Origin of the sequence: Variovorax rhizosphaerae (genome assembly GCF_037889975.1) — a bacterium.
Lineage (GTDB): Bacteria > Pseudomonadota > Gammaproteobacteria > Burkholderiales > Burkholderiaceae_C > Variovorax > Variovorax rhizosphaerae.
Map to the genome: position 1 here is coordinate 682622 of NZ_JBBKZT010000001.1, position 13357 is coordinate 695978.

The following is a 13357-nucleotide window of genomic DNA, read 5'->3' on the forward strand; positions in this document are numbered from 1 at the left end:
CGATCCAATTCGGAATTGGACAGCGCGGACAGGCGACTCGAGACTCCACCGCATGATCACGTTCGCAGTCATCGGCATCGACCACCGGCATGTCTTTCACCTCATCGAGGGCCTGCTCCAGGCCGGCGCGACCTGCGCGGGCTTCCTGTCCGCCACATCCGATCCGCGGGTGCGCGACGGCGTGCGCAGCCGCTTCCCGCAGCTGAAGGAGGTCGAGAGCGCCGATGCGCTGCTGCAGAACCCGGCCATCGATCTGATCGTCACCGCGGGCGTGCCATCGGAGCGCGCCGGGATTGCAATCACCGCCATGAAGCATGGCAAGGACGTGCTCACCGACAAGCCCGGCGTCGTCAGCGCCGACCAGCTCGCCCAAGTCGAGGCGACCGTGCGCGAGACCGGCCGGCTCTACGCCATCTGCTTTTCGGAGCGGATGATCGTGCCATCGGTCGCGACGGCGCGGCGGCTGATTGCCGACGGCGCCATCGGTCAAGTCATCCACACCCTGGGCATGGGGCCGCATCGGCTGAACCAGGCCATCCGCCCCGCGTGGTTCTTCGACAAGGCCAGCTACGGCGGCATCCTGGTGGACATCGCGTCGCACCAGATCGACCAGTTCCTGGTGCTGACCGGCTCCAGCGACGCCGAGGTCAGCCTGGCCAGCGTTGCGCACTTCGGCAAGACGACCGCGGCCGACTTCGAGGATTTCGGCGAGCTCGCGCTGGCCTCGCGCAACAACGGCGCGCGCGGCTACGTTCGCGTCGACTGGTTCACGCCCGACGGCATGCCGGCCTGGGGCGACGGGCGGCTTTTCATCGTGGGCACCGAAGGCTCCATCGAGCTGCGCAAGTACATGGACATCGAGGGTCGCCCCGGCACCGACCATCTCTTCCTGGGCGACCGCGCCGGCACCCGCCACATCGACTGCACCAGCGAGCCGATCACCTTCTTCACCCAACTGGTCGAAGACGTTCAGCGCCGCACGCAAACCGCCATCCCGCATGCCCACAGCTTCACGGTGAGCCGGCTGGCACTCGAGGCGCAGGCGAAAGCGGAAGCCAGGGCCACCGCACAGGCGGAGCGCGCACGATGACGCGCCTCGGCATGGCCTTGATCGGCCTCGGCCCGGGCTCGGAGCCGCACCTGGCCAGCTTGCGCGCACTGCAGGACCGGGTCGACCTGCGCTGGGCCGTCACGCGCAGCGATCCAGCGAAGGCCGAAGGCAAGGTGCCCGCGCACACGCGGTTGACGAACGACATCGCACAGACGCTGCAAGACCCCGAGGTGCAGGCCGTGATCGTCGCGACGCCCGCGCACACCCACCTGGCCATCGCGAGCCAGGCGCTCGCGGCGGGCAAGCACACCCTGGTCGAGAAGCCGCTCGACGTGAGCCTGGGCAAGGCCGAAGAGCTGGTCCGCCTCGCGGCCGCCACCGACCTGCGCTTCGGCGTGGTGCTGCAGCACCGCTTCCGGCCCGGCGCGGTGCGGCTGCGGGAATTGATCGCGTCGTCATCGCTCGGCGAAATCCAGGCGGGCGTGCTGCAGATTCCCTGGTGGCGTTCGCAGGCCGGCTACTACGACCAGCCCGGGCGTGGCTCGGTCGCGCGCGACGGCGGGGGTGTGCTGCTGACGCAGGCCATCCACGCGCTGGACCTGTTCCGCAGCCTGGTCGGCGTGCGCGACGTGCTTGCCTCGCGCGTGCGGACGACCGCCATCCATCGCATGGAAACCGAAGATTTCGCGGCGGCGCTGCTCACCCTGGCCAACGGCGCGCCCGGCGTGCTGATGGCCACGACCGCGATGTACCCGGGCCGGGCCGAGTCGCTGGAGCTCGTTTGCGCGCGTGCCACCGCATCGCTGGTGGGCGGCACCCTGCGCGTGCTGTACCACGACGGGCGCACCGAGGTCGTCGAAGGCGAGGACAAGTCGGGCAGCGGCGACTCGATCATGGATTTTTCGCCCGCCGCGCACCTCGCGCTGCACCGGGACTTTCTCGACGCGATCGCCGAGGGCCGGCCACCCGCAGTCAGCGGCGACGAGGCGCTGCAGACGCACCGCGTCATCGACAAGATCATCGCGGCCGGTGCGTTCGAACCCAGTATTTCCCAACCATAAGCAGAGGCAATATGAAGACATGGACAACCTTGGCAATCGTGATCGCGGCCTTCGCGTGCACGACCGGCGCAGCAAGCGCTGCGGACGACTTCCCGACGAGGCCGATCAAGATCGTGGTGCCCTATGCGCCCGGCGGCACCACCGACGTGCTGGCCCGGCTGCTGGGCCAGCGCATGTCGGCCGATCTGGGCCAACCCATCGTCATCGACAATCGGCCGGGTGCGGGAGAAGCGATCGGTGCCGGCGTTGCCGCCAAGGCTCCGGCAGACGGATACACCCTGCTGCTCTCGACCATGACGACGCAGGCCATCAACCCTGTGCTGTACCCCAAGCTTCCGTTCGACGCTTCGAAGGAACTCACTGCCATCGGCCGCGTTGCCGACGTGCCCGCGATGCTCGCCGTCAACCCTTCGGTGCCGGCGACGAACGTGCCTGAGTTCCTGCGCTACCTGAAGGCGAACCCGGGGCGAAACTATGCGTCGCCCGGGGCGGGCACGCCGAACCATCTGGCGACCGAGCTCTTCAAGCGGGCCGCGGACGTGGAGGTCACTCACATTCCCTACAAGGGCGGCGCGCCGGCCGTGCAGGACTTGATGGCGGGCCAGGTCGACTTCATGCTCATCCTCGCGCCTGAAGCGATGCCGAACGTGAAGGCGGGCAAGCTGCGCAGCTTGGCGATCACGACACAGCAGCGCTCGCCCATGTTCGCGGACCTGCCGACCGTGTCTGAATCCGGCCTCAAGGGCTTCGAACTCGTGGTCTGGTACATCCTGCTCGCGCCCACCGGCACGCCGAAGGACGTCGTCGCGCGGTTGAACAAGAGCCTCAACACCGTGCTGAACGACAGCGCGTTGAAAAGCAAGCTTGCGGAACTGAGCATCCAGCCGGCCGGCGGGACGACCGAGGACGCGACGGCCTTCGCGAACAAGGAAGCGGTGAAATGGAAGAAGGTGATCGAGGAGTCGAACATCAAGGTCGACTGATCCACCCCAACGCGTCCACCACCGCGACCGTGCGCAGCGTCTTCATCATCGACCCGAAGAAGGTGATCCGCACCACCATCACCTACCCCGCCAGCACCGGCCGCAACCCCGGCCAATTGGCGCGACGGGGGTGACGTGGTGATCGTGCCGAGCGTGCCGAGCGTGCTGGACCCCGGTGGAGATTGCGCAGCGGTTTCCGAAGGGGTTTGTGGCGCTGAGGCCATATTTGAGGGTGACGCCGCAGCCGGATCGGTGAGACGCGATGGCGATGGGGCTGATCAGAACGGGCGAAATCGTCCCGTCGCCCGCCCATCGAAACTGTATGTAGCCGCGCAGATGGCTACTCCGCCGGCCTAATTTTCACCCTTGCAGAAAATCCGAATCCCGAATCGTCCGGGCGCGCTTGAACTAGTTTCTCCAAGAGCTTAATCAGCTCTGCTGAAACAATTTCTCCGTGCCTGCTAACCTTGGCTTCTTTGAAAAAAACCATTGCAAAAACTCGATAAAAGGGATCCGTGAATGAATAGCAGTTGGAGAGGGGCGAATATCTTAGTAGCGCACCATATTCTTCCAACTGAAGTTTCTTTAAATAGTGCTCGAGATTTGAATTAGGGAATCCCTGTTCGCCTTCCCTTATCTTTCCCAACAGTTCCGCTCGGGCCATGCCGTCGTCCGTTGCTTTACATAGCGTTCTTATAATTAATTCCGCGTTGTTGTATTTGCTTTTTCTTTCCTTCTTCAAGGCTTTATCAAACGAGCTCTTGATGCTGTCCGAAGCTTCCTGGACATATGTTTTTAGCGCTTCGGGGAGACTCGTGCGTGGAACTATGTATGGCTTTTCGCCTTTAAAAGTCTCCTGCACTTCTGCTGCGTCACAAATATTTAGGCACAAATGATGACAGACTGCCGCAAGTCCACTTGAATATGTTGCGATGGAATTCTTGATTAGGCCGAAATTGATGTTTAGCGCCTTTTCGCCTTTTTCAATAATTTCCTGAATTTCTCGCTCTTCCATGAGATCTACCCGGATCTCAGAAACTCGATTCTTCAGTTCTGGGTCGTAATCTACAACTTGTCGTGCAGTATCGACGGCGCCGAGCGCCACGATCTTCAATGTCGGATAAGTATCCGACATATCCATAAAAACCTTCATCAGTTGCGAAAGCTTTGGTTTTTCCGCATCATCAATTTTATGAAAGTCTTCGAGAACCCAACAACAATCGGCTTCCCCAATAAATCGAGCAAGATTTTGCGGGGTGAGTTGCGGAGGCAGCAGCCTGTTGCTCTTTTGCCCTGACTCCAGGGTCGATGAATCGCCAATTTTTGCAGATATTATTTTATACGTGACCGATAGTTCCTCGGCTTTAGTCGATTTTCTCGCCGCTGACTTTTCTGAAATATAGAAAGGGGAGAGCTGATCAAAAGCATCCATTACAAGTTGCTCAAACGTCAAGCCCTTCATGCATGGTGTGGTTATGTGTCGTTCGTAAAGCTGATGCAATTTGTTGACCAATAGGGTCGTTTTCCCTGAGCCAGAGTGCCCATAGACGACAATTTGTTTGCCTGGGGTTCGCAGGGCGTTCACCAGTTTGTTGTTAATTGAGTCTCTTTCAACGAAAGCCACGCGCGCTGGGGTCGATGGCGTGAATACCTCGCGGACTTGATAAATCTTGATCACCTTGGCGCTCCAATCGATTGTTAATTTTGAGCAGAAAAGCGCCATCCTAAGCTAGGGGCGGCAACAATCGGAAGGGACATGGCAAGAAATTTTTCTGCTCGATGTCAGTGGGACAGCTGACGCTGGTTCGCGCAAGACAAAGGAACAAATTTGGTTTTTTGGTCCTGCACAGAAAAATTTGCAAGCGTGCAATCGGGCAGGCGTTGAAGGTTGACTCAATTCGACCGCCTCCCACTCCCCGCATCAAACAAGTGCGCCGCCTCCCCCAGCGGCTACAACGGCACCGATCCCCTGGGCCTCGCACTGACCCGATCCCGAAACGCAGCACTCACGTTCTGCCCCGCAATGCGTGCCGCGATCTGCGTCTCCGACCCCGTCGGCTCCACCACGATCACATCCGCCCCTGCTCCGCGGCTCGCGGCCAGCGTGCTCCGGCTGCGCCACATAAAGCACGCGGTCCCCGTGTGCCCCACGCGCGGGCCGCGCGAGCGGCAACTGCAGCCCGTCACCATCCGTCACCACATGCGGCGGAGATGTGGCCCACCTGCAACTGCCCCGGTGTGAAGTTCATCGCTGGCGACCCGATAAAGCCCGCCACGAACGCATTGCGCGGCTGCTCGTACAGCGCGCCAGCGGCGTACTGACCTGCTCGGCCACGCCGTCCTTCAACACGACGATGCGGTCGGCCATGGTCATGCCTCGACCTAGTCGTGCGTGACGTAGACGGTGGTGGTACCCAGGCGCTGGCGCAGCGCCTTGCTCTCGGTGCGCATCCGCACGCGCAGCTTGGCTTCGACGTCCGACAACGGTTCGTCGAACAAAAAGGCTTCGGACCGGCGCGGCCCAAGGTGACGCGCTGGCGCGAGGCTATGAGCCCCGCGGCGGCGCCAAGCCCATACCACTTGCACCTCGGTTCGGCTGGCGTCTGAGTAAAGAAACACTGCCGGAAGGCGCACCGTCATCAACTTTAGGTAGAAGATCCCGCAAGGTTTCTGGTGTGCTCCTGTTCTTCAGCGCAAACTCGGAAAGCGTTAACTTCAGGCTCTCTGGAAGCATCATGGACAATAACCTTGATCAAATGCGTCTGCAATTGGAACGAGACAAGGCTACTTGGGAACGAAACGCACGAAAGGATGAGTTTCTGCTGAGAGAGAAGGAATTTGAGGATCGACGCGAGAATGATCGTTTTGGCAGACGCTTTTTGTCTTCACCACTTACAACTGCTACAGTTGTTGCCGCATTTGGCCTTCTTGGCACTGCCTTGGCGCAGTGGCTCAAAGTTATTTCAACCGCCAGCTCGAGCGCGATAGGTTCGAATTCACAAAGAACTTGGATCGACAGAAGCAACGATCAGAATTGATCATCAAAGCCATTGGCACTGGAAATCTTTCCGAAGCAATGGTCAATCTGAGATTCTTGGTGGCAGCCGAATTGATCGAAGATCCAAATGGAAAAATTGTTCTGGCAACAAATAATCCGGATACCACTCCCGTTTTGCCGAGGCCGGTCGGACCTCCTGGGTCTTCGGCGTCTCCCCTGCAATCTTTACCCCCAAACCTTGCTTCCAAATCTCAGGCAATAACTCCGAATCTCCTCGAGCACCAAGTGGTTTTGGCGGCTGCCTCGCAAGTTGGTGTGCGTGAGGATCCGCTGGGTTCAAACCGAGGCCCCATGGTCGATGAATATCTAAAATCTGCCGGGCTCCACGTTGGTACCGGTTGGTCCGTCGCGTTTGTTTATTGGTGTTTCGACCAGGCGTCAAAGAAGTACTCGACTGGAAATCCATTGCCTCGAACAGCCTCGGCAAACGCTATGGTGACAAACTTTGACCCCTCCAGAATTCGATTGATCACGCCGGAAAGCGCTATTAACGATCCATCCCAAATTCTTCCGGGAATGGCATTCTTTTTAGACTTCGGTGGAGGAATGGGTCATGCGGGAATCGTTGAAAGTCGATCGGGTGATTCGATCACGACAATTGAAGGAAATTCGAATGATGATGGGAGCCGGCAGGGCGTAGGGGTTTTTCGAAAAACTCGAAAAATCGACAAATTCTTCTCCCTTGGTTTTTTGGCTCCGTTGTAGCAATGCTTATGCTGTTCAATTCTTGATTGGGAGGCGCACAAATATGCATAGTGGATTCGTTCGACCAGTCATACCGGCGCTGCCTCAATTCAACCGCACCCCACTCCCCGCATCAAACAAATGCGCCGCCTCCCCCAGCGGCCACAACGGCAGCCGATCCCCCGGCCTCGCACTGATCCGATCCCGAAACGCCGCAATCACGTTCTGCCCCGCAAAGCGCGCCGCAATCTGCGTCTCCGACCCCGTCGGCTCCACCACGATCACATCCGCCCCCGCACCGCGACTCGCATCCAGCGTGAAGTGCTCCGGCCGCGCCCCGTACAGCACGCGGTCCCCATGCGCCCCGCGCGCAGGCCGCGCGAGAGGCAGTTGCAGCCCGTCATCCGTCACCACATGCGGCGGTGACGCGCCATCCAGCTGCAACCGCCCCGGAATGAAGTTCATCGCCGGCGACCCGATGAAGCCCGCCACGAAAGCATTGCGCGGCTGGTCGTACAGCGCCAGCGGCGCGCCGACCTGCTCGACCACGCCGTCCTTCAGCACCACGATGCGGTCGGCCATGGTCATCGCCTCGACTTGGTCGTGCGTGACGTAGACGGTGGTGGTGCCCAGGCGCTGGTGCAGCGCCTTGATCTCGGTGCGCATCTGCACGCGCAGCTTGGCGTCGAGGTTCGACAGCGGCTCGTCGAACAGGAAGGCCTCGGGCCGGCGCACGATGGCGCGACCCATCGCGACGCGCTGGCGCTGGCCGCCGGAGAGTTGCCTGGGCCTGCGCGCGAGCAACTGGTCGAGGCCCAGGATGTCGGCGGCCTGGCGCACGCGCTGGTCGATCTCCTTGCGGTCGGTGCCCTGCATCTGCAGCGCAAAGCCCAGGTTCTGGGCGACCGTCATGTGCGGATACAACGCATAGTTCTGGAACACCATCGCGATGTTGCGGTCGCGCGGCGCCACGTCGTTGATGAGTTCATCGCCCAGCCGGATCTCGCCGCCGGTGATGCTCTCCAGCCCCGCGATCATGCGCAGCAGCGTCGACTTGCCGCAGCCCGAGGGCCCGACCAGCGCGAGGAACTCGCCCTCGTGGATGTCGATGTCGATGTTGCGCAGCACTGGTGTGCTGCCAAAGTCCTTGACCAGGTTGCGAATGGTGATGGAGGAAGACACGTTCGTTCAGTCCTTGACGCCGCCGGCCGTGAGGCCGCGCACGAGGTAGGTGCGGACCAGCACGGTGAACACGATCACCGGGAACATCACCAGCGTGCCGCTCGCGGCGATCTTGGTCCATTCCCAGCCTTCGTACTGGAGGAAGTTGACGATGGCGACCGGCGCCGTGATGGCGTTGGTGCGCGTGAGGATCAGCGCGTAGAAGAAGTCGTTCCACGAGAAGATGAAGCACAGCACCGCGGTGGCCGCGAGCCCCGGCGCGGTGAGCGGCAGCGTGATGCGCCAGAAGGCCTGCCAGATGCCGCAGCCGTCGATCCACGCGGCCTCTTCCAGCGCGACCGGCACGGCCTCGAAGAAGGTCTGCATCAACCAGATCACGATGGCCAGGTTGAAGGTGAGGTACACGATCGCCAGCCCGATGACGGTGTCCTGCAGGCCCAGGTACTGGTACGCGAGGAAAAACGGAATGGTGAATGCGATCGGCGGCGCCATGCGCGTCACCAAAATCCACAGCGCGATGCGGTCGCGGCCCTTGAACTGCCAGCGCGTGAGCGCATAGGCGGCCGGCACGCCGATCAGCAAGGACATGCCGGTCGACAACGTGCTCACCAGCAGGCTGTTGCCGAAGGACTTGAGGAAGTTGCCTTGCAGAAGGCTCCTGAAGCTGTCGAGCGTGGGCACGAACAGCAGGCTGTCCTCGAAGATGTCGGCCGCGGGCTTGAAGGCAAGCTGCACCAGCCAGAGGAAGGGCGACAGCACGATGAGCATGAGCAGCACCGCGACGATGGGGCGTGCATGGCGGCGCAGCCAGGGCTTCTTGCGTGTGCGGCGCCGGGGAGCCGTCCAGGTCAGCGGTACAGGTGCGGCAGGCAGCGAGACACCTTCGTCGTGCCCGATGCCGATCATCCCTCCGTCAATCGCGTAGTTACCGCTCTGCATGATCATTCCACCCGAGTTTTCCGACCAGCCAGCTCAGCATGAACACGCCCGCGAGGATCACCATCGCAATCGCGCTCGCATAGCCCCAGTAGGAGAAGTTGAAGGCCTGGATGAAGCCGTAGTAGTTGGTGACCTCGGTGACCGAGCCCGGCCCGCCGTTCGTCAGCACGTAGATCAGCGGAAAGGCCTTGAAGCTGTCGATCAGGCGGAACAGCCCGCACACCAGCAGCACCGGCCGGATGTACGGGAACACGATGTAGCGGAACAGTTGCCAGCGGTTCGCGCCGTCGAGGCTGGCCGCTTCGATCGGGTCGTCCGGGATCATCTGCAGCGAGGCCAGCACCATCAGCATGGTGAAAGGGAACCACTGCCAGGTGTCGGCCACGGTCAGCGCCCACAGGGCGGTGTCGGGGTTGGCGATGAGCGAGCGCACCGGCAGGCCCACCGCGTCCAGCACGCGATGCAGCGGGCTCACGTCGGGCGTGTAGATGATCTTCCAGATCAGCGCGACGACGATCGGCGGCAGCACCATCGGGATGAGGAACACGGTGCGCGTGGCGCCGAGCACCTTCGACCGGCCATTGAGCAGCAGCGCCAGCCCCAGGCCCACGCCGAGCTGCAGCGCGACGCTGACGATGGACAGCTTCAACTGCACCGCGATCGACGCCAGGAAGCGCTGGTCTTCCAGCAGGTGCCGGTAGTTGCCGAGCGGGTCGTCGAAGCGGAAGGTGTTGGCCGGATCGGTGAGGCTCAGCGGCGTGAGGCTCGCGACCAGCAGCGCCGCCGCCGGCACCAGCGTGATCGCCAGCAGAACCAGCAGCGATGGCGACAGGCCGATGAGGAAGGCGCGCTTGCGCTCCGCCTCCCAACTGTTGCCAGTCCGCCCGACGGCGATCGCGCTCACAGGTTCAGGCCTGCCCGTTTCAGCTCCGCGATCGACTGCGCCTGCGCCTGCTGGAACGCCTGCTTGGCCGACAGCTGCCCGGTCGCGATGAGCTCGATCGCCTTGTTGAGCTGCTGGTCGACCTGCGGATAGACCGACACGGTGCGGTACTTCATGTGGCCGGTCTTCGAGGCCAGCTCGATCGAGTCGAGCGAGAGCTTGGCCAGGTCGCTGCCGTTGATGACCTGCTTCTGGCGGAACTCGGTCGAGTCGATGTCGGAGCGGCGCGCCGGCGAGCCATAGCCCGCGGCCACGGCGCGGCGCGTGGTCTGCTTGCTCAAGGCCCACTGGATGAAGGCCCACGCGGCCTCCTTTTTCTTGGAGCCGGCGGGGATGCCGAGCCCGTGCACCGCAGTCCCCGGGAAGCGCCCGGCCGGGCCCTTGGGGATGAGGCCGAACTTGACGGTCTGGATCGTCTTGCTGGTGGCCGGGTCGCCGAGCTGCGCCAGGTGCAATTGGCCCGCATCGGTGAAGTTCACGCGGCCGAGCTTGAGTGCCTGCGTCACCTGGTCGGGCTGGTAGGTCACGGCGCCATCGGGGCCGAACTCCTTCAGCAGGTTGGCGTAGTACTCGCCGGCGGCAATGGCCTCGGGCGTGTCGAGCGTGGGGAAGAGATCGTCGGGCGCCTTGCGGAATACGTCGCCGCCGAAGGCATGCAGGTAGGGCACGAAGGTCCAGCCGTAGTGGTTGTCGGCGACGAAGCCGGCCACGCGCTCCTTCTTGTTGACGGCGCGCAGCACCTTCACCAGGTCGTCGGTGGTGTCGGGGAAGGCGAGGCCGGCCTTCTGCACGAGGTCGAAGCGCGACGATGCGGTGAGCAGCGCCTCGGCCGTCCATGGCACGCCGTAGAGCTTGCCGTCCTTGCCGGTCTCGGGCGCGCGGGCGCCGGGCAGGAAGTCGTTGAGGTCGAAGTCGGCGGGCGTGAGGTTCGGGTTCTTGATGTAGTCGTCGAGCGGCGTGAGCCAGCCCGAGTTGATCCAGCGGCTCGAATAGATGAAGGTGACGTTGACCACGTCGTACGCCGCGCCCTTGGTCGACAGCTCCAGGTCGACGCGCTGGTTGTAGACGGGGAAGGAGGGCGCGTCGAAGTTGACCTTGGTGCCTGTGAGCGCCTCGAACTCGGGGAGCCATTGCTGCAGCAGCTTGGGGTAGGCGGCGCTGAAGGTGGAGACGTTGAGCGTGACGCCGTCGAACTTCTTCGCGCCGCCTTGGGCTGCGGCCAAGCCGGGGAGGAAGGCGCCTGCGCCGAGTGCGGCGCCGGCCTTGAGGAGGCCGCGGCGGCCGTTGTTGAAATCGTTGTGGTTCATGGTCGTGTGCCTTTACAAGTTGTGTGTCATCTCAGACGCGCGGTCCTTTCGTGGGCACCCGCGGAACCGGCTTTGCCGGGCCGTTGGGTGCGCCCCCTCGAGGGGGAGGCGCCGCAGGCGCATCGGGGGTGGGCTTAGCTACGCCGTTGCGGTGATGACTTCGTCGATGCGCTCGTCGTTGGTCGCCTCGGGCCGGCTGCGCGTGCGGCTGCGCTGGCCGTCGACCGACACCGCTGTCTCGCCATGCACCGTCACGCGACGCACCAGCCGCGGCTGCTTGCCGTAGTCGTTGATCGCGAAGTGCTGCGTAGCGCGGTTGTCCCAGATCGCCACGTCGTCCTGCTTCCAGTTCCAGCGCACTGTGTTCTCCAGCCGGATGACCCGGTTCTGCAGCAGCTCGAAGACGCGCGCCGACTCGCTGCTCGACAGGCCGACGATCTTCTTCACGAAGTGGCCGAGCAACAGTCCGCGCTCGCCCGACACCGGATGCACATGCACCACAGGATGCTCGGCCTCGTACACGGCCGAGACGAACACATTGCGGTGATGGCGCAGCCGCTCCTCCTCGACGATCACGCGGTCGGCGCCGTAGTCGTAGTCGTTGCTGTGCACGGCCCAGAGCGAATCGGCCAGGCGCTTGAGGTTCTCCGGCAGGCGCTCGTAGGCGACGACGGTGTTGGCCCAGACGGTGTCGCCGCCGTAGGCCGGGATCGTCACGCCGCGCAGGATCGAGATCTTGGGGAAGGCATCGACGAAGGTCACGTCGGTGTGCCACGAATCGGCGCGGCCGCCGCCCTTGGAGGCGTCGAGTTCGAACAGCTTGGTGCCATTCGGCGCGGGCACGGTGGGGTGCGCGACGGTCTTGCCGAAGCGCGCGCCGAAGGCCTGGTGCTCGGCGTCGTCGAGCTGCGATTGGCCGCGGAAGAACAGCACCTTGTGCTTGACCAGCGCAGCATTGATCTCTTCCTGAGTGGCCTCGGGCAGCGTGGACGAGAGCTTCAGGTCCAGCACCTCGCCACCGATGTTGCCGGCCACGCGGCGGACCTTGAAGGCGTTGAATGACGTGTCGATGCCGGACGGGGTCTGCGTGCTCATGTATCGGTGCTCCTGCGGGTGGCGTGTGGGGCACAAATGCTATGGGCGCAAGCTGCTGAAAGACGCGCTTTGCTTCGAAGCAATCCAGATATCCAAATGCGCTTTTTGCGCATGCGACGCGCAGCAGGAATTCACCCGGAACGCTCAGATGTTTGAGTCACGAGCAACGCACGAACGCGTCGCTACAGCCCCTTCGGAACCAGCGCCTTGAGCGTGCTTCGCATCGTGTTCACGATGAAGTGCTGGCGCGCCTGCGACATGCGCTGCAATGGCGCTGCGACGCTGATGGCCGCCACCGACTGGCCACCGGAACCGGGCACAGGGATGCCCACGCCCAGCGTGTCGTCGACGACGTGGTTGCCGACCACCGACCAGCCGCGCTCCCGCGTCGCCTTGAGCAGGAGATGCAAACGTTTGGAAGTCATGCCGCCATAGGCAGCCAGCGCCGCGGCGTTGGCATCGATGATCACGCCCGCCTCTTCCGGCGCAATGGATGCCAGCAACGCAAGCCCCGCCGCACCGACGCCCAGCGGTTGCCGGCGTCCCACCTGCACGGTGAGGACTTGCACCGGGAAAGTTCCGATGTGACGCGCGATGCAATGCGACTGCGTCCCCTCGCGCACGACGGCGAACGCGGCGTCCTCGGTGATCTCGCTGATGCGCTGGAGCACCGGGCCGAGCCTAGACGCCAGGTTGTCGACCGGCGCTGCGGCGCTCGCTTCCAGCCGGGCCCCGCGCACGTAGTGAAAGCGCCCGTTCCTGGCGACGTATCCGCAGGCGATCAAGGTCGCCAGCACGCGGTAGACCGTGGCGCGCCCGAGTTCGCAGCTACGCATGAGTTCCACCACTCGAACGCCGGTGCGAGGGCCGCCCAGGATGCAGTCGAGCACGGCCAGCCCGCGCTGCAACGCGCGAACCCCTTCATCCCCGAGGGTGGCGTCTTCACCGGTTGTGCCCACAAAAAACTCCCAAGAGAAACGTCCGCTGAGCGGACATTCTAGGATGCCCGCTGAAAGCATCGCTGGAAGAATTTGCCTGGACGACCCGATCAACA

Annotated in this window: 13 protein-coding genes and 1 pseudogene; 6 read left to right on the top strand and 8 right to left on the bottom strand. The window is 63.0% G+C overall.

Features of this window, described 5'->3' with window-relative positions; genetic code table 11:
* Nucleotides 1-52: 52 nt before the first annotated feature.
* The 4 genes and pseudogenes from WKW82_RS03035 to WKW82_RS03050 all read left to right on the top strand — a co-directional run.
* Nucleotides 53-1090, top strand: coding sequence for a Gfo/Idh/MocA family protein (locus WKW82_RS03035; protein ID WP_340340761.1), 1038 nt, complete (start codon nt 53-55; stop codon nt 1088-1090).
* A complete protein-coding gene (locus WKW82_RS03040) occupies nt 1087-2112 on the top strand; it encodes a Gfo/Idh/MocA family protein (protein ID WP_340340762.1) in 1026 nt (341 codons plus the stop codon). Before WKW82_RS03035 ends, WKW82_RS03040 begins: the two co-directional genes overlap by 4 nt.
* Nucleotides 2113-2285: 173 nt before the next feature.
* The gene (locus tag WKW82_RS03045; RefSeq protein ID WP_340340931.1) at nt 2286-3095 is read left to right on the top strand and encodes a Bug family tripartite tricarboxylate transporter substrate binding protein; all 810 of its coding nucleotides are present in this window, start codon (nt 2286-2288) and stop codon (nt 3093-3095) included.
* Nucleotides 3059-3351 (top strand): annotated as a pseudogene (locus WKW82_RS03050) (thioredoxin domain-containing protein); the annotation flags it as partial. The gene WKW82_RS03045 and the pseudogene WKW82_RS03050, both read left to right, overlap by 37 nt.
* Nucleotides 3352-3435: 84 nt before the next feature.
* Here the strand turns inward: WKW82_RS03050 and WKW82_RS03055 are convergent.
* A complete protein-coding gene (locus tag WKW82_RS03055; protein ID WP_340340763.1) occupies nt 3436-4773 on the bottom strand; it encodes an ATP-binding protein in 1338 nt (445 codons plus the stop codon).
* A gap of 567 nt (nt 4774-5340) precedes the next feature.
* Complete coding sequence (locus WKW82_RS40600) at nt 5341-5463, bottom strand: hypothetical protein (protein ID WP_422823394.1); 123 nt, start codon at nt 5461-5463, stop codon at nt 5341-5343.
* Between the two features lie 367 nt (nt 5464-5830).
* Here WKW82_RS40600 and WKW82_RS03065 point away from each other — a divergent pair, with 367 nt between their 5' ends.
* Both WKW82_RS03065 and WKW82_RS03070 read left to right on the top strand, forming a co-directional pair.
* Nucleotides 5831-6133: a hypothetical protein gene (locus WKW82_RS03065; RefSeq protein WP_340340764.1), complete on the top strand. Its 303-nt coding sequence runs from the start codon at nt 5831-5833 to the stop codon at nt 6131-6133.
* Nucleotides 6130-6858, top strand: coding sequence for a CHAP domain-containing protein (locus WKW82_RS03070; RefSeq protein WP_340340765.1), 729 nt, complete (start codon nt 6130-6132; stop codon nt 6856-6858). Before WKW82_RS03065 ends, WKW82_RS03070 begins: the two co-directional genes overlap by 4 nt.
* Nucleotides 6859-6942: 84 nt before the next feature.
* Here WKW82_RS03070 and WKW82_RS03075 read toward each other — a convergent pair whose 3' ends face one another.
* The 6 genes from WKW82_RS03075 to WKW82_RS03100 all read right to left on the bottom strand — a co-directional run bounded on the left by WKW82_RS03075 (nt 6943) and on the right by WKW82_RS03100 (nt 13262).
* On the bottom strand, nt 6943-8019 hold the full coding sequence (locus WKW82_RS03075; protein WP_340340766.1) for an ABC transporter ATP-binding protein: 1077 nt from the start codon (nt 8017-8019) through the stop codon (nt 6943-6945).
* Between the two features lie 6 nt (nt 8020-8025).
* Nucleotides 8026-8958, bottom strand: a complete 933-nt coding sequence (locus WKW82_RS03080; RefSeq protein ID WP_340340767.1) for a carbohydrate ABC transporter permease — start codon at nt 8956-8958, stop codon at nt 8026-8028.
* A complete protein-coding gene (locus WKW82_RS03085; RefSeq protein ID WP_340340768.1) occupies nt 8945-9862 on the bottom strand; it encodes a carbohydrate ABC transporter permease in 918 nt (305 codons plus the stop codon). The genes WKW82_RS03080 and WKW82_RS03085 overlap by 14 nt, the downstream gene beginning before the upstream one ends.
* Nucleotides 9859-11208, bottom strand: a complete 1350-nt coding sequence (locus WKW82_RS03090) for an ABC transporter substrate-binding protein (protein ID WP_340340769.1) — start codon at nt 11206-11208, stop codon at nt 9859-9861. Before WKW82_RS03090 ends, WKW82_RS03085 begins: the two co-directional genes overlap by 4 nt.
* A 138-nt stretch (nt 11209-11346) precedes the next feature.
* Complete coding sequence (locus tag WKW82_RS03095) at nt 11347-12303, bottom strand: TauD/TfdA dioxygenase family protein (protein WP_340340770.1); 957 nt, start codon at nt 12301-12303, stop codon at nt 11347-11349.
* A gap of 182 nt (nt 12304-12485) precedes the next feature.
* Nucleotides 12486-13262: an IclR family transcriptional regulator gene (locus tag WKW82_RS03100; RefSeq protein ID WP_340340771.1), complete on the bottom strand. Its 777-nt coding sequence runs from the start codon at nt 13260-13262 to the stop codon at nt 12486-12488.
* Nucleotides 13263-13357: the final 95 nt, after the last annotated feature.